Raw genomic sequence first — 20,709 nt, 5'->3', positions numbered from 1 at the left:
CGGGATTCCGCGTGTTTTTGGAGGGATCAATGGTGTCGAGGGAACGTTCGGTTCTGGCAGCGAATCGCAAGCCAGCAGCATATCGATTTGGTGCAACGGCGGTTTCGGCATTGGCCCTTGCGGTCTTGATGCCTGGTGCAGCCCATGCCCAGGACGCGGCAGACGATGCCGCCGGCGAAACCGATATCGTGGTTTCGGGTATCCGCTATTCGCTCGGCAACTCGATCAGCGAAAAGCGCAAGAACACCAGCATCGTTGAAGTGGTTTCGGCCGAAGAAATCGGCAAACTTCCCGATGTGTCGATTGCGGAATCGATCGCGCGCCTGCCCGGCTTGGCCGCCCAGCGGGTTGGTGGCCGTGCTCAGTCGATCTCGATCCGCGGTCTCAGCCCGGATTTCGCGACCACCTTGCTGAATGGCCGCCAGCAGGCGAGCTCTGGCGACAATCGCGGCGTTGAATTTGACCAGTATCCTTCGGAACTGCTGTCCTCGGTTGTCGTTTACAAAACCCCTGACGCGAACGTATCGGGCATGGGCCTTTCGGGCACCGTCGATATGCGCACGGTGCGTCCGTTGGCCTTTGGCAAGCGTGTTTTTGCGATGAATGTTCGCGGCGAAGTGACTTCGGGCGGTAAGCTCAACAGCGATGTCAAGAACTCGGGCGGTCGGGTCAGTCTTAGCTGGGTTGGCCAGAATGAAGCTGGCACGTTTGGCTGGGCGGTTGGTCTTGCCTACCTTGATGCACCGTCACAGAATCAGCACTACAAGACCGGTTTCTATTCCGATCCAGGCCCAGGCAATGTGCGCATTACGCCTGTGGCGGCTGCAGATCCGACGGTTCAATACGGCTCCTACATGGAATTGTGGGGCGCATCGCGCACCCAAAAGCGCAAGGCCGCGATCGCAATTCTTGAATGGCAACCGAATGACAAGGTGCACAGCACGCTTGATCTCTACTATTCGCGGTTTGAACAGCGTGAAACAACGCGCGGTGCGCAGTGGTATTCAATGCCCCGCTGGAGCGGTGACCAGATATTCACCAATGTTGGCCTGACCAGCATCGGCGGAACATCGCTGGCAACCAGCGGCACGGTTGATCATATCCGACCGCAGCTGCGCAATGACTATAACACCCGCGATGACTCGCTGTTTTCGGTCGGTTTGAACAACGAATTCGGAATCACCGATCGGCTGACTTTCACTGCTGATCTGTCTTATTCCAGAAACAAGCGCGATGAGAGCATTACCGAAACCTATGCGGGCTTTGGCGTTGGTGCGGCTGGTTCGGAAACCAACGGTACTGTCACCTGGAATAATCTCCCGATGTTTTCGGGGGAATTCCCCACGTACACGCCTTCGCTCAACTATAGCGATGCCAGCCAGGTAGCCCTGGGTGATCGGGCCGGTTGGGGCCACGACGGCGCAACCAAGGAACCGCACGTAACCGAACGGGTTTATGCGCTGGACTTTGGCATGCGATATGAAATGGACGGCGGGTTTTTCCGGCAGTTCGATGTTGGGGTAAATTATACCCGCCGCGAAAAGGAAAAGCGGGTTGATGAATTTGACCTGTTCCTCAAAAACGGCCGCGCGCAGGTTCTGGTTGGCTCACAGTATCTGGTCAGCCCGGTAAACCTCGGTTTTGTCGGCTTTACCGGCAATGTCTTGAGCGTCGATCTGCCCAAGGCCCTGCCGATCTATTACGACAAGTCCGTGTATATCGATAACGGCACTTTCGATAAAGCCTGGGGAATCGGTGAAGATGTTCTGACAGGCCGGGTCCGCGCCTCGTTCGAGGCCGGTAACATGAGCGGGAACCTGGGCTTGCAGGTGGTCAATGTTCGCCAGGAATCGAGCGGTAGCGCGATCAACAACATCACGCCTCCGCGCGTGGTCACTCCGGTGAATGTCAGTTCATCCTACACCGATTTCCTGCCCAGCCTGAACCTGACCTACAACCTTGGCGATCACCATCAGTTGCGGTTTGGCGTGGCCAGGGTTGTGGCCCGGCCGCGTATGGACCAAATGCGCGCAAGCTTTATCCCGAGCTTCCCGCGGTCGCCTTGCGCAGTGTCGATTACCAACCCGAATCCGTGCCCGGTAGGCGGCGTGACGGGTGCGCTGTGGGGCGGGGATGGCGGCAACGCCAAGCTGCAACCGTGGCGGGCGTGGTCGTTCGATGCGTCGTATACGTTCTTTATCGACCGGACGAGCTACCTCAGCGTCGCCGGTTACTATAAGAGCCTGCAGAGCTATATCTACACGAAGCGCGAAGCCTTCGATTTCACCGGGCTTCCGATCCCCACCGGGTCGTTCGTGTCAGTCGGCAATCCGAACGGCTTGCCGCTCGGGTCTGTCATCGGGACGACGCCAACTCCGGGCGTGATTACAGTCCTTCCGTTTGGGCAGATCAATCAGCCCGCCAACGGGAACGGCGGCTGGATCCGAGGGGTTGAAGTCAGCGGTGCACTGGGCTTTGGCAAAATCGTCCCGGCGCTTGACGGGTTTGGTGTGTTGGGCAGCATTTCGATCACTGGATCGAACCTGCATCCCACCGCCAGCACAAACCCAACGACTGTCCAGGCAACCCGTATTGCTGGCTTGTCTGGCACGGTCTGGTCGCTGACCGGCTATTTTGAACAGGGCGGTTTTCAGGCCCGCGCCAGCTATCGCCATCGTTCGGCCTTCAAGGGTGAAGTCACACAGCTGTTCGCACAGCGCGGCGCTACTGAAATCCTGGCCGAAGGACAGCTCGACGCACAGATCGGCTATACCTTCCAGCCTGGTTCGTCGCTTGAAGGTCTGGGTCTGCTGTTCCAGGTCAACAACGTAACGGACTCGCCATACCGGACCCGCCAGGGAACCGATGGCGATGGTGCCAAATCTGCTGACGGGACTTTCTTGCCGGAAATCATCGACAAGTTTGGCCGTCAGTTCCTGTTTGGCTTCAGCTACAAGTTCTGAAGCCTTCAGGTTCCCTCCCGCCCGGACCGGCAGCATGGGCTGCTCGGGTCGCGCTATGCAGCCAGTTGGGTTGCCGGTCCGGTGCGGAGGGTTAGTTTGCAAACAATTGCATGCGGGAATTGCCAGTGAAATTGCGTTTTACTCTGGCTACGGCCGCTCCGCTTGCGCTCCTGTCTTTCAGCGGGATGGCTGATGCCCGGCTGGATGCTGGCTGGACGGCGCAAGAGCGCCAGGTGATCCGGGCTTGGCCGGCGCGCAAGGCGGCGCGGCTTGATGCCGGTATCGAAGCCCGGATTGCCCGGATTGTGGCCGGGATGACCCTGGAACAGAAAATCGGACAGATGACCCAGGCGGAAATCCGTTCGATCACGCCCGATCAGGTTCGCCAGTACTATATCGGCACAATACTGAACGGCGGCGGTGCCTGGCCGGGGATGAACAAGGCCGCTACGCTGGCCGACTGGACCAAACTGGCCGCCGCCTATTCGGCTGGCGCCATGAGCACTGACATGAATATCCGGATCCCATTGATCTGGGGGATCGATGCGGTTCACGGCAACAACAACGTGCGCGGCGCCACCACTTTTCCGCACAACATCGGGCTGGGAGCGGCAAACGATCTGAACCTGATGCACCGGATCGGCCGGGCGACAGCCAGGCAGGTTCGTGCAACCGGGATCAACTGGGCCTTCGCCCCCACCGTGGCAGTGGTGCAGAACCAGCGCTGGGGCCGGGCCTATGAAAGCTATTCGAGCGATCCGGCGCTGGTCGCGCGCAATGGCGCAGCCTTGATCCGCGGGCTTCAAGGGCAGTTGAACGGCGATGGTGATGTGCTGGCTTCGGTCAAGCATTTTGCCGGTGATGGCGGCACTGCTGGCGGCATCGATCAGGGTGAAAATCGCAGCCCATTGGCGCAATACGTCAAGGTTGATGGTGCTGGCTATTATGCCGCACTCGATGCCGGGGTGCAGACCGTGATGATCAGCTACAATAGCTGGACGATGCTGGTTCCCGCAGGCGATGCTGTGCCGTTCGGAAAGATGCACGGCAACCGGGCGATGATTACGGGCGTGCTCAAGCAGCGCCTCAAATTTGACGGGCTGGTGGTTTCGGATTGGAACGCGATCGAGCAGATTCCGGGCTGCACCAGGGATCACTGTCCGCAGGCGATCAATGCCGGGACCGATGTGTTCATGGTTCCCGATGACTGGAAGGCATTCATTGCCAATACCGTGGCCGATGTTCGCGAAGGCCGGGTGCCGATGGCGCGGATCGACGATGCGGTTACCCGGATCCTGCGGGTTAAATTCCGCGCTGGTATGTTCGATCGCGGCGTCTTGTCAGGGCGGTTTACCGGGCAGCAAACGGCGCTGACTGATCGTCCCCTGGCGCAGGAAGCCGTGCGCAAATCGGCCGTTCTGCTCAAGAACAATCGCGGTGCCCTGCCGCTGAAGACTGGCAAGAAAATTCTGGTGGTTGGCGCTGCGGCGGATAGCTTTCCGATCCAGTCAGGCGGTTGGACTGTAACCTGGCAGGGCGATGATACCACCAATGCCGATTTCACCACCGGCGAAACCCTGCTGGCCGGGCTGCGCCGGGTTTATGGCGATGCCAATGTCACATGGTCGCCCGATGGCGGGGCGATCGACGGGGGAAAATTCGATGCCGTGCTGGCGGTGCTGGGTGAAACCCCGCACGCGGAAACCAAGGGTGATGTTCGTTGGCCTGCGCCGATCGGCCAGTCGGTGCAATATCCAGCCGACAAGGCGTTGCTGGATAGGGTTGCGGGCCGCGGATTGCCCGTAATCACAGTGCTCTATTCGGGCCGCACGACCTATGCGACCGATCTGATCAATCGCAGCGATGCCTTCGTGGCGGCGTTCCTGCCCGGCAGCGAAGCGGGCGCTTTGGCCGAACTTTTCGCTGGCCAACGCGGCTATGCATTTTCCGGACGCCTGTCCTTCGCCTGGCCGAACACGACGTGCCCTGGCAACGGCTATCCGCTCACGCAACAGTTGTTTGCCCGCGGCTATGGCTTGTCTTATGCAAAGGCGCGGCGGATCGGCGCATTGCAAGAGGCACCTGCGATCTTGACCTGTCCATAGGAGAGGGCCTGATGAAAAGCCTGCGCAAGATCGCAATCGTTGGCGGCGGTTCGTCTGGTTGGATGACTGCGGCCTTGCTCGCCCGTCTGTTCCAGGGACTCTATGAGATAACTCTGATCGAAAGCGAGGAAATCGCCACGATTGGTGTGGGCGAAGCTACGATCCCGGCGATCAAGAAGTACAACGACTTGCTTGGTCTGGACGAAAATGAATTCATGCAGCGCACCCAGGCCAGCTTCAAACTAGGCATCCGGTTTGAAGGCTGGCTGCGGGGCGACGATGCTTACGTCCACGGATTTGGGGTAATTGGCCAGGATCTGGAATGGCTGCGGATGCATCACTATTGGCTCAAACTGCAAGCGCAGGGCAGGGCCGATCCGTTCATCGATTTTTCGATCAACACTGCCTCTGTCGCCACCAATAAATTCATGCGGGCCCAGCCCAACATGGGCGATAGCCCGCTGGGGCAGATAGTTCATGCCTTCCACATGGATGCCTCGTTGTTCGCTCAGTTCCTTTCGGGATATGCGCAGGATCGCGGGGTCAAGCGGCGCGAAGGCAAGGTGGTGGACGTTAACTTGCGCAGCGCGGACGGGTTCATCGAGAGTCTGACGATGGCCGACGGCGGGGTAATCGATGCTGATTTGTTCATCGATTGCTCGGGCTTTCGCGCAATCCTGATCGAGGGTGCCCTGAAAACCGGCTTCGAAGACTGGAGCCACTGGCTGCCGTGCGATCGTGCAATCGCTTTGCCATGCCGCCGAAACGAAGACAATTTCACTCCCTACACCCGATCAATCGCCCGCGGTGCTGGTTGGCAGTGGCGCATTCCGCTGCAACACCGCACCGGCAATGGCCACGTCTATTCCAGCCAGTTCATGGATGACGATACCGCCGAGGCAATCCTGCGTGGCAATCTTGATGGAGAGGTTCTGGCAGAGCCCAACAAAGTCCGCTTCAAGGCAGGAAAGCGCAGCAAGCTGTGGAACAAGAACTGCGTGGCAATTGGGCTGGCGGGCGGGTTCCTCGAGCCGCTGGAATCGACCAGTTTGCATCTGGTCCATTCCGGGATCGTCCGGCTGGTCAGATTGCTGCCCGATGCAGGTTTTGATCAATCAAACATTGATCAGTTCAATCGGCAAAGCGATCTGGAATACGAACGGATCCGCGATTTCATTATCCTGCATTATAAAGCTACAGAGCGTTCTGACACGCCTTTCTGGGACTATTGCCGCACGATGGAAGTGCCCGGTTCGCTGCAGCGCAAGATCGATTTGTGGATGGCCAATGCCAGGATTTTCCCGGAGGAAGAAGAGCTGTTCACCGAAGAAAGCTGGATCCAGGTATTTCTGGGCCAAGGCATGATCCCGCGCGGCCATGATCCTTTGGTGGATATCAAGAGCGACGCGCAAATAGCGCAATTTCTTGGCAATATCCGGTCGGTCATCGGCAAATGTGTGGATGTGATGCCCAGCCATGCAGAGTATGTTGCCAAAACTTGCCCAGCGGCAGCCTGATGATTCATCCAGCCTTGCAACGCGGCTTTGCCGTTGTTCTGGCCGCTTGCCTGATGGCCTCATGCAATGCCGGAAAAGGCACCGAACCGATGCCAATTGCGGCCAGGCCGTCTGTTTCGATATGGTCCAGCTCGATTGACCAAAGCCGCAAGCTTACTCCTGCCGCGCCGATCGAGCTGACCTTGGCTGGCGCTGCGCAGGCCGGTGAAGTGGTGATCGATCCCACCGACCAGCGGCAGGATGTCGTCGGCTTTGGCGCAGCCATGACGGATGCCTCGGCCCATCTGTTCCAGAATGTGCTGACCGGCGCCGAACGCGAAAGCCTTTTTTCCGAACTGTTTGGCAAAAACGGGCTTGGGATCAGCTTTGTTCGCGTTCCGATCGGGGCGTCTGATTTTTCGAGTGAACATTATTCGCTCGACGATATGCCGGCTGGGCAGACCGATCCGGCGCTTACGCATTTCTCGATGGCAAGGGCCGAAAAAGCACAGATCCCGGCGCTAAAGGCAGCCAGGGCCGTCAATCCCGACATAACCTTGATGGCCAGCCCGTGGAGCGCGCCTGCCTGGATGAAAACCAGTGGCAGTCTGATCAAGGGCAATCTGAAGCCCGAACACTATGGCGCCTATGCGCGGTACTTTGTGCGGTATCTTGATGCGATGGAGGCGGCCGGGCTGCCGGTGCGCTATGTGTCGCTTCAGAACGAGCCCGATTTCGAACCGGCCGATTACCCGGGCATGCGGGCTGGACCGGCTGAGCGTGCGGCGATGATCGGCGGGCATCTTGGCCCGGCCCTGGCGGCGCGCGGCCGCAAGGTTGGGATCCTTGAATGGGACCATAACTGGGACAAACCCGAGCAACCGCTTGCGGTATTGGCCGACCCGGCTGCGCGTGCACATATCGAAGGCGTGGCCTGGCACTGCTATGGCGGAAACCCTGACGTTATGGAGCAGGTCAAGCAAGCCTACCCCGATAAGGAACTGTTCTTCACCGAATGTTCGGGCGGGGATTGGGCACCAGACTGGGGCGGTACCCTGGAGTGGATGACCGATAGTCTCATAATCAAAACGGTGCGGGCCGGGGGCAAGGGTGCAATCTTGTGGAACCTGGCGCTTGATCAGAACAAGGGGCCACATCTGGGCGGCTGCGCCAATTGCCGCGCGGTGGTTTCAATCGATACTCGTACCCGCGCGGTAACGCGCAATGTTGAGTATTACGTGCTTGGCCATGTCAGCCGTTTTGTGCGCCCGGGGGCCCGCGTCTTAGCCAGCAGCGGCGGTCCTGAAGGGCTTAAATTTGCGGCGTTTCGCAATCCTGATGGACAGATGGTGCTATTGGCCCACAACGCAACCAAGGGCGATTTGCCCGTTTCCGTGAAAGCAGGCACAAGCCGATTTGGCTTATCCATGCCAGCCGGTGAGGTGACGACTTTCGTCTGGAGGTAGAGTTTTGACCCAGCGTCTGCGCGAACTTGGCATTAGCGGCGCTTTCATCGCAGTTGCCGCATTGTTCTTCGGCTGGGGCTTCATTTCATCCAACAACGATCCCCTGATCATTGCGATGCGTGGGGCGTTCAAGCTCAACTATACCGAAGCGCTGATGATCCAGCTTGTAAGTTTCCTGGCAAACGGCCTGGCTTCTTTTCCGGCTGCTGCGATGGGCAACCGGCTTGGGGCCGTCAACACCATCCTGATTGCCTTGGCGACCATGGCCAGCGGCTGCTTGCTGGTGCGCTGGGGTGTGATGCTGGATTCATATCCGGCGGTGCTTGGCGCGCTGTTTGTGCTGGCGGTCGGGATTACCACCTTGCAGGTGGCCGCCAATCCGCTGGCGGCGATGCTGGGTCCGCCGCAAACCAGCCATTTCCGGCTCAACCTGGCGCAAACCTTCAACTCGCTCGGGGTTGTGCTGGGCGTCAACTATGGGTCATTCGTCATGTTGGGGGGCAGCACCATAGGCTCGCATGTGCAGTCCATGCCCGATAATCGTGCTACCGTGCTGCAAGCCGTAGGCGGTGCCTTTGCCTCGTTGGCGCTGCTTCTCGGACTTTTGCTGGTCGCTGTATTCCTGCAGCGGTTTCGGATTGGCCGTGCTGCGGCCGAGTCCACGCCGCAGTCGCGCGCGCCAGTGCTGGCTGCGCTGCGTTCGCGCTGGGCGATTTTTGGCGCTCTTTCGATCGGGCTCTACGTTGGCGCTGAAGTATCGATCGGCTCGATCATGATTGCCTTCCTTCATCAACCAGCCGTGCTGGGTCTGCCGTTTGAACAGGGCGGATTCTATTTGGCCAATCTCTATTGGGGCGGGGCACTGTTGGGGCGGATCGTGGGATCGGTGCTGCTGACCAGGTCAAGGGCAGATCACTTGCTGGTTTTCTGCGCGAGCATGGCGGCCTTGCTATGCGTGATAGCCTTTTGCGGGATTGGCGCCGTATCGGGCTATGCGGCACTGGCTGTCGGGCTGTTCAATTCAATCATGTTTCCGACGATCTTCACTTTGACGCTGGAGCGTTCGGAAGTTTCGAAAAGCGCCACTTCGGGTCTGCTGGTCCTGGCGATTTCCTTCGGCGGGGCAATTCCATTCCTGGTGGCCCGTTTAGCAGATACCGCTGGTCTGGCGTTTGTCTTTGCGGTTCCGGCGCTGGCCTACGCCCTGATCCTTATTTTTGCACTGCGGGTTGGTGCGACTGCTTCCCGGCTTAAGCGCTGAACCCGGCCACGAATTTCTGGCCAATGATGCAATTTGGTATCCAGGAGGACGGCAAGTGATGGCATTTGACGATTATAGGCATGCGTACTATATGTAGAGCATGGACGAAAACCTCTTCAGCAAACTTGGCGATGTGTCGCGGCTTGCGCGGCGATCCTTTGATGCACGGGCCCGGTCAATCGGGGTAACCCGGCAGCAATGGCAAGTTCTGGTTATGCTGCGCCGCCATGAAGGCGTAAACCAGGGCGGTCTGGCCGAACTGCTTGATGTTGAACCGATCAGCGTATGCCGGATGGTTGATCGGCTGCAGGACGCTGGGCTGGTGGAGCGCAAGCCCGATCCCGCTGATCGCCGATCGTGGCGACTGTTTTTGACTGAGAAAGCGGATGATCTGTTGGGGCAATTGCGGCCGCTGGCAGATGGGCTGGAGATGCTGGCTCTGCATGGGATCAGCCCGGCCCAGCGTGATGAATTGTGCCGGGTTCTTGATACCATCCGGCAGAACCTGATTCCGGGCACCAATGCGGACCTGGTATCCCATGGCTGACCACGATGCCCAAATTGATGTGCGCAGCACCGAAGAATTGGCGCCACCGCCAAAACCCAGGCGGCATTGGGGGCGCTTGCTGCTGATGCTGTCGGTGCCGTTGGCTTTGATTGTTGGCAGCGTGGTCTATTGGCGGAGCCTGCAAGGTCAGGTTTCAACCGACAATGCCTATGTTCATCTCGACAAGATATCCGTCAGCGCCGAAGTGGGTGGCAAAATTGTTGGAGTATTCGTAAAGGAAAATCAGCATGTTAAAGCCGGAGACTTGTTGTTCAGGATCGATCCCGAACAGTTTCAGCTGCAACTGACCCAGGCTAACGCCGCCATTGCCTCAGCCCAGGCTAGCCAGACTTCGCTGGCCAGTTCCAGCGCGCTTTCGGGAGCCGATATTTCAGCGGCCCGCGAACAGATCGCCTATGCCCGGGCAAATCTGGTCCGTCAGGAAGCACTGTGGAAGCGCGGGTTTGCCACCAAGGCTGCCTATGAGGCCGCTCAGCACCAGGTTGCCCTGGCCGAAGATGCCTTGCATGCAGCTGAAGCCAAGCGGGACGAGGCAGCCGCCAAGCTGGCAACTGGTTCCCAGGTGCCCGGAGTCTACCCGCAACTTGCCGCAGCCCGCGCCCAGCACAGTGTTGCTCAGCTATCGCTGCGGCGCACCGAGGTGCGCGCGCCGGTCAGCGGTGTGGTGTCGCAAGCGGATCGGCTGCAACTTGGACAGGATGCGATTACTGGCCTTCCTGTGATCACCTTGGTCGCTGATGGATCGACCTATATCGAGGCGAATTTCAAGGAGACTGACCTGGCTGAGATGCAGGTTGGCCAACTGGCTGAGGTGCGTTTTGATGCCTATCCCGGACTTGTTCTGAAGGCCCATGTTGCAGCGATCGGCGCCGGCACCGGCAGTGAGTTTTCGGTGTTGCCAGCCCAGAACGCCACTGGAAACTGGGTCAAGGTGACCCAGCGGGTGCCGGTACGGATTGTACTCGATGAACCAAGTCCGCGGCCGCTAATTGCCGGGATATCGGTGAAAGTGAAGGTTTTTACCGCCGCGCCGCGCCGCTAGGATCATGCGGCAGGGCGCTTGCGTTGCAATCCAGATCGCTTGCAGGTGGCTACCAGATCACCATGCTGATTGAGGGCCTGGTGCAGGAAAGTGACGATTCCGGCATCAGACCGTGATTTTGATTCGCGCAGTTCCAGAACCTCACTGACAATATTAAGCGTATCGCCAACGAAAACCGGTTTGGGAAAACGCACTTCGTCCCAGCCCAGGTTGGCGACCGCTGTGCCCAGCGTTGTGTCATTCACTGATATTCCAACCATGAGGCCCAGCGTGAAGCATGAATTGACGATCCTGGTGCCAAATTCGGTCCCCGCCATATAGGCCTCGTCCAAATGCAACTGCGCTGGATTGTGCGTCATGGTGGTGAACAGCACATTGTCGGTTTCAGTCACAGTGCGGCGAATCGGGTGATCGAAGCGTTGACCAACGGAAAGCTCGTCGAACCACACACCGGCCATCGCTGCTCTCCTTGATCGGGGAAGTTGGTCGGGGAGACAGGATTCGAACCTGCGACCCTCTGCTCCCAAAGCAGATGCGCTACCAGGCTGCGCTACTCCCCGACCGGGGTATCTTCATCTTCGCCGCTGGTGGGCCCGGCAGGACTCGAACCCGCGACCTAGCCGTTATGAGCGGCCAGCTCTAACCAACTGAGCTACAGGCCCATGCGTGCGAAGCAAGCGGCGGGTTAGCCGCGTGTGCGCACTTACGCAAGCTCCACTGATGCGATCAGTTCGCCAACGCAAATCGGCCTTACGCCGCGCTGCGCAAGATAGCCGAAAGCCTGCCGCCACCAATCGTATAGCGCATCAAGATCGTCCTCATTGCGGACATAGGGCGTAAAGCCCGGTGCCAACGACGGGCTATGGAAAGAGAAGACCAGCACCGGCAGCCCGTCATCAAGCGCAATGTCTATCCCGCGCAACGCTTCGGTGATCGTAACGCCTTCAGGTGTAAGTGGAATTCGTTCGAGCAGGCCGATTTTTGAAAGCAGTCCGCGCAGCCTGGGGACCCGCCACATCTGCGGATAGAGCCACGGGCCAAGCTGACGCAGTGGCCCCCAGAAGACCGAGGTAAGCGGCAGTTCCATCAGCCCCCGTGCCTTGTTCAACCAATAGGGACGAAGCGGAAAATCGCGGAAATTTGGCCCGCCGCCAGCGCTGTAATCAAAACGCGAGCGAACCGATGTGTCGATTGCCATGCCGCAATCAGTCAGAATTTCGGTGGTATTGGGCCCCACACCATAACGCCCGGCGCGGTAGATCAGCGGGGCAACTCCGATCGTTTCCTCAATCTTGTCGCGCAGTGCCTGGAATTTGGCCCGTTCAAGCGCGGGCGGAAGGTTGCCGGCAAAGCTGTTGAACTGATTGACTTCTTCATCGTGCGGAGGATTGACCCAGGGGTGCAGTTGAACGCCAACTTCGGCCTTTCTCGAAGCGACTGCATCCTTCAGAATCGCAATTGCAGATGGTGACGAGACGATCGGATAATCAACCAGATAAACCGGGATAACGCCCAGACCTTCACAGAATTCCTGGAATTTGGCCAGCCGCACCACCGAATGGACAGTATGGACTTCGCGATTGAGTGGTTCGTCCCAGTCAAATTCTTCTTCGGTGTCTACTGTCAGCATGAAGCGCTGGCCGAATCCAGCCTTGAACCGCACGAATTCAGGCTGGGCTGGCAGATCCGAGATACGCAACACTGCCAAGAATCGTCCCCTGATCGCAGCCAATCAAGCCGCGTCGATGCCGCTTGCCTGTTCACCTTCGGTATGACCGGGCTGGGCGTGGGTCAAGCCCGGCAGTGTCAGCCGCAACCGGCCCGCTTTGCGGCGCAGGGCGCCCCCGGCGGCTGCTGCTTCGGCGCGGGCCAGCCGCAGGGCGAATCCGGCGCCGAACATCCCCGCTGCGATGATTTGCGGAACCGCGCCAGGGCCTGCCCTGAACAGCGCTTCGTCTTCAAGCTTGGCCAGCGCAGCGGGGAGCGCGAGATCGATCCTGAGTGTGCCCGCCTTCTCGCGCAGCCGCAGTTTCAGGCGTTCCCCGGGTGCGCTGGTTCCTGCCAGAGTCGCCAGCAACCGCCATATAACCCGTTCCGCTTCAATCGGGGCGATTGCGGCGGTGGTCTGACCGGCTTCGAACTTGAGATCGAACCCGCTGCCCCGGCCCTTGGTGTGGGCGTCAAGCTGGCCGGCGGTCGCATTGATGATTCCAGCAAGATCAGCTTCGCCAGGGTCCAGATTAAGCGCGCCGCTATCCAGCTTGGCCAGCCGTTCCAGTTCATCGAATGCCGCCAGGATCTTGGCAGCATCGCCCGCAATTGCGGCAGCCAGCGCGCGGTATTCGTGCGGGGATGGGCCGTAAAGCTGTTGCTGGATGATTTCTGCGCCAATCTGGATGGCATTCACCGGGGTTCGCAATTCGTGCAGCATCTGCCGGATCCGGTCTGCCTCGCTATCGGGCAGGGGAGTGGGGCCAATTTCCGATGCGGCTTCTGCCGGGCGCCGCAAACGCCCACGATAGCCCAGAAAATGGCCGCCCAGCGGATCAAACCACGGCAGCGCATCGATCTGCCAGGATCCGGTGATCGCAGGAGCGCCAGCCAGCACAACCGGCTCTGCGCGCAGCGGTTGGCGCTGGCGAAGCAGGCGGGCGATCGCATCGTTTACGCCCAGCCGCTGGCCGATCAGCATCGGGGCTACCCCGGCATCGCACCACGAAATGCGCCCCGCGCTGTCGGTGGCGAAATCGCAGGCCCGCACTGGCCCCGATACTTCGAGAACATGCTCTTCGCCCAGCGGAAGGCGGGGGGCATCATCGGCCGAATGGTCCATCACCTGCTTGGCCCGGCGATAGGCCTCGATCCGGCGGACAATCGCACCGATTTTATCGCCGCGGCCGGGCGGCTCATCGGCAACAAGCACCTCGGCGGGCTGGGTCTGAGGCGCCTTGGGCGCTGACGGTGAAGGCGCGGCGGACTGCGGAATGGCTTGGCGTTCCCCAACAGGCTTTGCCGCAGGCTCTGGCGCAGGAGCTGGCGGCGCGGCCACTGGTTTGGGATCAGGTGCAGGGGTCTGCGCCTTCACAGCTTCGCCGGCCGGGGGAAGTCCGCGGCCGCGAACTCCCAACCGGGTCAGCAGTCCGCCTACCGCTGACGGCAAATCGCGCCGCTGATGCAGGGACTGCCGGGCCGAAGGAGCCAGCGCGGGGATCAGGTCAAGCCATTCCTCTTCACCCAATTCCGCACGGTGCAGCGCGGCGGCGGCAATGCGCGGATCGCCTTGTGCAACAGCGGCAACCAACCGGGGCGAACGCAGCCGCAGCGCGGGATCGCTTAGCAATATCGTGGTTTCGGCCGTCGGGATTGCGCTCAGCAATTCACCCAGCCGGGCATAAGCCGCCTCAATCCCGGCGCCGCGTGCGGTGCTGGGATAGGTGCCGAGCAGGTCGATCAGCTGGCGCAACTGGATTCGACGCGTGCCAGCGGAATCCGCGCGCATGCGCAGCACGGTTCCCAAGCGATCATCGAACAGCATGCCCGTTATTACCCCTGCGCAAGACTTGCGCGCGAGGCCGTTTACCAGACTTGTCCCCAGCCGGGGCAGGCAGCGAAAGGTGCGTTGCAAAGCGGGACAGTTGCGGTCATAAACAATAATATTATCACGGCAGGCTCTTGCTGAGCGTGTTCATTGCCGAAACTCGCAGGCGACAACGCCCGATACGGCTCAAAAGGGGTGGAAGCATGGCCAATCTCGATTCAATCGACCGCCGCTTGCTGGCCGAATTGCAAGATGAAGGCCGGGTCACCAATGTGGAACTGGCCCAGCGTGTTGGCCTTACTGCGCCGCCGTGCCTGCGCCGGGTGAGGGCGCTGGAAGAACTGGGCGTGATTCGCGGCTATCACGCAGATCTCGATGCCTCCAAACTTGGCTTTGCGATCACCGTTTTCGCGATGGTTTCGCTGAAAAGCCAGGCCGAAGATTCGCTGCGCCAGTTTGAAGAGGCAATGCGCGATCTGCCCGAAGTGCGCGAATGCCACATGCTGAACGGTGAGATCGATTTCATCCTGAAGATCGTCAGCAAGGATTTGCAGAGCTTTCAGGAGTTTTTGACCAGCAAGCTGACGCCAGCGCCGAATGTGGCGAGCGTGAAAACCAGCCTGACGATCCGGACGGCGAAGCAGATGCCCGGGGTGCCATTGGAGTAGAGCGGAAAGTAAAAGCGGCCCCTCCGTCAGCGCTCCGCGCTGCCACCTCCCCCGTTGTGCTTCGCAAAATGGGAGAGGACCTGTTGGCTCAGGCGTTTCTTTTCGCCAGCCATTCTTCCAGCCACTTGATCGTATAATCACCGTGGATGAAATCGGGCTCGCTCATCAGTGCCTGATGCAGCGGGATTGAGGTTTTGACCCCGCCGATCACCATTTCTTCCAGCGCGCGGCGCAGGCGCATGATGCAGCCTTCGCGGGTGCGGCCTTTGACGATCAGTTTGGCGATCATGGAATCGTAGTAGGGCGGAATCTTGTATCCGGCGTAAAGCCCGCTATCGACCCGCACGTTCATGCCCCCGGCGGCGTGATAGCTGGAAACCAGGCCCGGTGATGGGGCGAACGTCCAAGGGTCTTCAGCGTTGATCCGGCATTCGATCGCGTGGCCGGTGAACTCGATGTCTTCCTGTTTGACCGATAGCGGTTTGCCATCGGCAATGCGGATCTGTTCGCGGACCAGATCGACCCCGGTGATCGCTTCGGTAACGGGGTGCTCCACCTGCAGGCGGGTGTTCATTTCGATGAAATAGAACTCACCATTTTCCCACAGAAACTCAATCGTGCCGGCGCCGCGATAGTGCATATCGGCCATTGCCTTGGCCACGATGCCGCCCATCCGGTTGCGTTCATCCGGGCTGAGGATGGGTGATGGGGCTTCCTCCAGCACCTTCTGGTGGCGGCGCTGCAGGCTGCAATCGCGCTCACCCAGATGGATCGCTTCGCCGTTCCCGTCACCAAACACCTGGAATTCGATGTGGCGCGGGTTGCCAAGGTATTTTTCAAGATAGACCGTGGCATCGCCAAAGGCGGCCTTGGCCTCGGTTCCGGCCTGCAGTATCAGCGTTGCCAGCTCGTCCGGGCCATTGCAGACTTTCATCCCGCGCCCGCCGCCGCCGCTGGCCGCCTTGATGATCACCGGATAGCCGATTTCGGCCGCAATCTTGGCGGCTTCTTCGGGGCATTCGATTGCGCCATCGCTGCCGGGCACCAATGGCAGGCCCAGCTTTCCGGCGGTGCGCTTGGCCTCAACCTTGTCACCCATGGTGCGGATGTGTTCGGGCTTGGGCCCGATCCACGCGATATCGTGACTTTCGACGATTTCGGCGAACTGGGCGTTTTCCGAAAGGAAGCCATAGCCCGGGTGGATCGCATCGGCATGGGCGATTTCTGCTGCTGAAATGATCGCCGCAACGTTCAGATAGCTGTCCTTTGCCGCAGGCGGGCCAATGCAAACCGCGTGATCGGCCAGCCGGACATGCATGGCATCGGCATCGGCGGTGGAATGCACCGCGATCGTTTCGATTCCCATTTCGTGGGCTGCACGGTGAATACGCAGTGCGATTTCGCCGCGGTTGGCGATCAGGATACGCGAAATGCCCATTGGATCAGGAAATGACCACCAGCGGCTGGTCATATTCGACCGGCTGCGCGTTTTCGACCAGGATCGCCTTGATCGTACCGGCCTTGTCGGCGGTGATCGGGTTCATCACTTTCATCGCTTCGATAATCACCAGGGTATCCCCGGCCTTGACCTGCTGGCCGACCGTAATGAATGCGGCTGCGCTGGGTTCTGGCGAGAGATAGACCGTGCCGACCATTGGCGATTTGAGCGCACCTGGATCGGCAGCGGCTGATACAGGCTCTGGCGCGGCGGCGGGCAGGGGAACAGCAGAGGCAGCCGCCGGGGCCGCAGCGGCAACGTGCATTGCAGCAGGCGCAGCAACCAATTGGCGCGCGACCTTGATCTTGAGGGTGCCGTCCTCCACTTCGATTTCGCTAAGCCCGGTTTCGGCCAGCAGTTCGGCCAGTTCGCGCACCAGCTTGCTGTCGATATTCATGCCGCTGGTGCGGCTGACGCCCTTTGTCTCGCTCATGCGATCCTCTTATTTGAAACAGGGCCTTTGCCTATGCGGCGGCTGGCCAACAGAGGCAAGCCTAAAGCGCGGCGGCGCGCTCAAGCGCGACGATGTAGCTATCCGGGCCCAGCCCCTTGATACAGTCCACAGCGGCCATGCCGACATAGGAGAGGTGGCGAAACGGTTCGCGCGTTTCGGGATCAGACAGGTGCACTTCGATCACCGGCAGTTGGATCGCCCGGATCGCATCAAGCAGCGCGATCGAGGTGTGGGTATAGGCGCCAGCATTCAACAGCACCGCGTGAACCTGCTGGGTGCGCGCTTCGTGGAGCCAATCGACCAGCACGCCTTCATGGTTGGTCTGGCGGCAATCTACCGCAAACCCCAGTTCCGCGCCGCGCGCCGCCAGCCGCTGGGCGATGTCATCCAGCGTGGCATAGCCGTAAATCTCCGGCTCACGCGTGCCGAGCAGGTTGAGGTTGGGGCCATTGAGGACGAGGATTTTGCGGGAAGACACGTTCGGCGGCTCGCTTTGGGCTGGGAAAACCGAAAGCCAGCCTTAATCCGGCCCGCACGATGCACAAGCGCTATTGCTGCGGGGATTGCTCCTCAGCCTCGACCTGGGCTGATTGCACCATCGGATCGGGCGGGGTTTGCTGCATTTCGGGGGCAAGCTGCGGGCCGCCATCCATGGTCGCCGGGGCTTCCTTGGGATTTGCCGCATCCGCCAGCGCCTTTTCGGCTTTGATCGCGGCATCTTCGGCGCGCTTGGCCGCGGCTTCGGCGGCGGCAACCTTTTCGTTGAGCGCGGCATTGGGATCAGCGCAGGCGCCAAGCGCCGTGACGGCAAGCACCATCACAATTGCCGCCAGCCGGCCAGACCTGGTCTGCTTCAAAGGACTTGCCTGCACGATCGATCTCCCAATCTCCGGCATGCCAGTGGCGCCGGTATCGGGCAATCTTAGCGCAGAAAAATTACCTGAAGCTAACCAAGTCTGACCTTTGACGGGGATTACTTGTCGCTGCCGGCGATCTTGCCCCATTGGCGTGCCGCAGTGTAGCCCAGATAGCCGGTGCCAAACAGCGCATAGAGCGGCTCTGGCAGACCCGAAAGATAGGCGTTCATGCCCGCCGCAATCGCCTGGGCGCGATCGGGGCTGAACATTGCCAGCACACCCATCGGCAATGCCCACAGCAGCAGGATGTACATCACATAGAGAAAGCTGGGACGGGCCCGGCTGGTCCATGGATCGTGTGAATTGGCCTCGGCGACTATGGCCGAAAGTCGCGATTGAATTTCGGCGAGATCCTGGCTGCCCTGCAATTGCAGCAGTTCCAGCTTGGCCTTGTCGCGCTGGGCAGGGTTGGGGATGACTTTGTCGATGATCGAAACGACGGGCCCGATCAGGGCGTCGAGTAGTGCCATGGGATAGTGCTCCTTGGGTTCAGGGAGCAATCCACATAACCAAATTGGTTCGTGTAGGAAAATTCCGGTCAGTTGCCGCGCAGATAGGGCCGCGATTGGACGATATAGATAGTCTCACCGATCATCAGCCATTCGATATCCTGCACCCGCCCGCCAAAGATGATGGCAATCCGCCGGGCAACTTTGGCAAGCCGCTTTGCGCGTTCGTCGGTCAGCACCAACCGGCCGGGCTCTACCGCAATTTCGCGCACCCCGCCGCCGGCATCGAAACTTAGCATCGCATCGTCGGTTGATCGGGTCAGGACCTGGATAGATTCTGGATCGGGCCGATAGAGCAATTGTTCGGCCATCCGCCGGCCTTCAACCACCCGGATGCCCAGGCCGCGCTTGGCGTTGATGAACACGGTGCCCCATTCGTCCGGATCAAACGGGTTCTCAGTAATCATCACGCCCGAGCTTTCCGAATTCATGCCGCGCTGAACCAGGACCCCGGCCATCACGCTGCGGTGATCGATCCCGGCGGCCTCGCGCGCGGCAAAGGCGCCATCGTTCCAGACCGATCCCCACACCACCTTGACGGCCGCTTCAAGGCTGGCCTGATCGGTGACGTTGGGCACGCTGCTATAGAGCCCTGCGCCGTTGAAGCCCGGCAAGTCTTCGCTGTTGGTTGAACTGCGCACGAACACGCCACCATCGCCGATTTCCGTACCGGTGCGCTCTGCCAATTTCGTATCCAGCCCCATTGGGAGCTTGCCAGCTTTGAAGTCTTCGCGCAGCGCGGCCAACCGTTGGCGGCGATAAGCGCCGTCGCTGCGCATTTTCGGATCAGCAAGCAGCACGGCGATCTTGCGGTCCAGCCCATTGATCTGCAGAAATTCCTGATACCAGGCAAAGGGGATGGCATAGCCGCCGGGAACTTCGAAATCGTCCGTGGCGGGGTTATGGTGGGCCACGATCTCGCCCAGATTGGCCGCCTTTGAGCCGACCCGCACAGAATCGCGGGCACGGATCTGGCCCAGCGCAGGCAAGAGCCTGTAGGTCAGGTCTGAACGGGCTATCTGCACCTTGCGCCTGCCTTGCGATCGCTGGGCAGCGGCTATTTCCTTGGCCGTAGCCCGGCGGATGGTGATCGTTTCGCCGGCCTCCATCCGAACCCATTGCCCATCAAACGCAGCGAATTTGGTCAAGGCGTCGCGGACATAGCCGTTGGGGATCTTCCAGCTTTTGGCGAGCAGATTGACATGGGCCAGCGGAGTAGAAAACGCGGCTGTGATAATCCCTGCCACCGGGCTTAATCGCAGCGGTGCCTCGCCCAGCACCACGATATCGCCAGGTGCAAGCAGCAGATCATCATCCAGCCGGGGCACAATCCTGAGCCGCCCGGTGGCACGGCCCGCGTTCAGCACCATTTCGCTGCGGCTGGCATAGACTGCGTTCTGATCGATCACAGCCAGCCCCTGCGTTTCCGCGGCCAGTTGCGATTGCTGCTGCGAATTGGGTTTGAAGGCCAATGGGGCAGGGAAATTGCGCTGCAGCATGTCCATCGTCAAGGCCAGCACTTCAGGTGTCAGGACATCGCCTTCCCAGAATTCCACGCCGTAGCGGCCAAGCGCCTGATAGTGCAGGATTGATCCGAATACGAAGCGGCGGTTGGGCTGGGAATAGTTGGCATCCAGCAGCGCCTCGGCCGTTTGGGTGGAAAGATAGCTGCGCTGCACAAAATCGATATGAAACTCGTATTGCCGGGAATTGACGAAGTGCAGCTGTGGCCCGCCTTTGGCCGCACGATCGATCACGAACATCACCTGGGGAAAACTGGCATAGCGTCCGCCCGGGCTGGTCCGCGCCAATTCGGCGAATTGCGCTTCGCTGGCAATGTTGGCCATTTGTGCGGGCGCCGCCAGCAACGGTGCAGTCAGCAAAAGCAGGAATGCGATCAACAGTTTGCGCATGGTCTGCACCCCTTTGGCCAAGGTCTTGGAGTAAACCTTGCCCCAACGCAAAGCAACGCTGGTTGAACAAATCGGATCCATCGTCGCGACGAAAATGTTTGGGGTAAAAATCCGGCCAGAACCGAGATCGCGGTTTCGAAAGAGTGCCCCGTCGCTTGCGCTTGGGAGTTTTCGGGAAGTTGTCCCCCCGGACATCTTCTGATTCCGAAAACTGGTCGGGACGAGAGGATTCGAACCTCCGACCCCCACACCCCCAGCTTGAAAAACTGGCACTTTCTTGGCCTAAGCTTAGTTGCTGAAAACCCTGTGAA

The 20,709-nt window shown here is 59.9% G+C and carries 17 protein-coding genes and 2 tRNA genes; 8 read left to right on the top strand and 11 right to left on the bottom strand.

Annotated features, from left to right (window positions below; translation table 11 throughout):
• The first annotated feature begins 128 nt into the window (after nt 1-128).
• From ABL914_RS05495 to ABL914_RS05465, 7 genes are all read left to right on the top strand, one after another.
• Nucleotides 129-2,963 (top strand): TonB-dependent receptor, encoded by a 2,835-nt coding sequence (locus tag ABL914_RS05495; RefSeq protein WP_391562158.1) that lies wholly within the window; start codon nt 129-131, stop codon nt 2,961-2,963.
• 125 nt (nt 2,964-3,088) lie between these two features.
• The gene (locus tag ABL914_RS05490) at nt 3,089-5,068 is read left to right on the top strand and encodes a glycoside hydrolase family 3 protein (RefSeq protein WP_391562157.1); all 1,980 of its coding nucleotides are present in this window, start codon (nt 3,089-3,091) and stop codon (nt 5,066-5,068) included.
• Between the two features lie 11 nt (nt 5,069-5,079).
• Entirely contained in the window at nt 5,080-6,585 is a 1,506-nt protein-coding gene (locus ABL914_RS05485) for a tryptophan halogenase family protein (RefSeq protein WP_391562156.1), read from the top strand.
• The gene (locus ABL914_RS05480; RefSeq protein ID WP_391562155.1) at nt 6,585-8,030 is read left to right on the top strand and encodes a glycoside hydrolase family 30 beta sandwich domain-containing protein; all 1,446 of its coding nucleotides are present in this window, start codon (nt 6,585-6,587) and stop codon (nt 8,028-8,030) included. The genes ABL914_RS05485 and ABL914_RS05480 overlap by 1 nt, the downstream gene beginning before the upstream one ends.
• A 4-nt stretch (nt 8,031-8,034) precedes the next feature.
• Nucleotides 8,035-9,291 carry an MFS transporter gene (locus ABL914_RS05475; protein ID WP_391562154.1) on the top strand — a complete coding sequence of 419 codons (1,257 nt, stop codon included), beginning with the start codon at nt 8,035-8,037 and terminating at the stop codon, nt 9,289-9,291.
• A 100-nt stretch (nt 9,292-9,391) separates the two neighbouring features.
• The gene (locus ABL914_RS05470; RefSeq protein ID WP_391562153.1) at nt 9,392-9,838 is read left to right on the top strand and encodes a MarR family winged helix-turn-helix transcriptional regulator; all 447 of its coding nucleotides are present in this window, start codon (nt 9,392-9,394) and stop codon (nt 9,836-9,838) included.
• Entirely contained in the window at nt 9,831-10,901 is a 1,071-nt protein-coding gene (locus ABL914_RS05465) for an HlyD family secretion protein (protein WP_391562152.1), read from the top strand. Before ABL914_RS05470 ends, ABL914_RS05465 begins: the two co-directional genes overlap by 8 nt.
• 2 nt (nt 10,902-10,903) lie before the next feature.
• Here ABL914_RS05465 and ABL914_RS05460 read toward each other — a convergent pair whose 3' ends face one another.
• The 5 genes from ABL914_RS05460 to ABL914_RS05440 form a co-directional block, all read right to left on the bottom strand.
• Nucleotides 10,904-11,359: a MaoC family dehydratase gene (locus tag ABL914_RS05460; RefSeq protein ID WP_391562151.1), complete on the bottom strand. Its 456-nt coding sequence runs from the start codon at nt 11,357-11,359 to the stop codon at nt 10,904-10,906.
• Between the two features lie 25 nt (nt 11,360-11,384).
• Nucleotides 11,385-11,461: transfer RNA gene (locus tag ABL914_RS05455), tRNA-Pro, on the bottom strand.
• 25 nt (nt 11,462-11,486) lie between these two features.
• Nucleotides 11,487-11,563 (bottom strand) — tRNA-Ile (locus ABL914_RS05450).
• Between the two features lie 41 nt (nt 11,564-11,604).
• Nucleotides 11,605-12,609, bottom strand: a complete 1,005-nt coding sequence (locus tag ABL914_RS05445) for a polysaccharide deacetylase family protein (RefSeq protein WP_391562150.1) — start codon at nt 12,607-12,609, stop codon at nt 11,605-11,607.
• 24 nt (nt 12,610-12,633) lie between these two features.
• Nucleotides 12,634-14,436, bottom strand: a complete 1,803-nt coding sequence (locus ABL914_RS05440) for a histidine kinase dimerization/phospho-acceptor domain-containing protein (protein ID WP_391562149.1) — start codon at nt 14,434-14,436, stop codon at nt 12,634-12,636.
• Between the two features lie 206 nt (nt 14,437-14,642).
• On the opposite strand from ABL914_RS05440, the gene ABL914_RS05435 reads away from it, so the two are divergent.
• A complete protein-coding gene (locus tag ABL914_RS05435; RefSeq protein WP_391562148.1) occupies nt 14,643-15,107 on the top strand; it encodes an Lrp/AsnC family transcriptional regulator in 465 nt (154 codons plus the stop codon).
• Between the two features lie 88 nt (nt 15,108-15,195).
• Here ABL914_RS05435 and accC read toward each other — a convergent pair whose 3' ends face one another.
• The 6 genes from accC to ABL914_RS05405 all read right to left on the bottom strand — a co-directional run bounded on the left by accC (nt 15,196) and on the right by ABL914_RS05405 (nt 20,479).
• Complete coding sequence (gene accC, locus ABL914_RS05430) at nt 15,196-16,545, bottom strand: acetyl-CoA carboxylase biotin carboxylase subunit (RefSeq protein ID WP_391562147.1); 1,350 nt, start codon at nt 16,543-16,545, stop codon at nt 15,196-15,198.
• 4 nt (nt 16,546-16,549) lie between these two features.
• Nucleotides 16,550-17,038, bottom strand: coding sequence for an acetyl-CoA carboxylase biotin carboxyl carrier protein (gene accB / locus ABL914_RS05425; protein ID WP_391562146.1), 489 nt, complete (start codon nt 17,036-17,038; stop codon nt 16,550-16,552).
• Between the two features lie 61 nt (nt 17,039-17,099).
• Entirely contained in the window at nt 17,100-17,537 is a 438-nt protein-coding gene (locus ABL914_RS05420; RefSeq protein WP_391562145.1) for a type II 3-dehydroquinate dehydratase, read from the bottom strand.
• Nucleotides 17,538-17,607: 70 nt separating this feature from the next.
• Nucleotides 17,608-17,931, bottom strand: a complete 324-nt coding sequence (locus ABL914_RS05415; RefSeq protein ID WP_391562144.1) for a hypothetical protein — start codon at nt 17,929-17,931, stop codon at nt 17,608-17,610.
• 101 nt (nt 17,932-18,032) lie between these two features.
• Entirely contained in the window at nt 18,033-18,446 is a 414-nt protein-coding gene (locus tag ABL914_RS05410) for a holin family protein (protein WP_391562143.1), read from the bottom strand.
• A gap of 68 nt (nt 18,447-18,514) precedes the next feature.
• Nucleotides 18,515-20,479: a PEP/pyruvate-binding domain-containing protein gene (locus ABL914_RS05405; protein ID WP_391562142.1), complete on the bottom strand. Its 1,965-nt coding sequence runs from the start codon at nt 20,477-20,479 to the stop codon at nt 18,515-18,517.
• Nucleotides 20,480-20,709 lie beyond the last annotated feature (230 nt).

The sequence above is a fragment of the Novosphingobium sp. genome (assembly GCF_040079535.1).
Classification (GTDB): Bacteria; Pseudomonadota; Alphaproteobacteria; order Sphingomonadales; family Sphingomonadaceae; genus Novosphingobium.
Note: the sequence above shows the minus strand (reverse complement) of the source record. Positions and strands in the feature narration are given on the sequence as shown.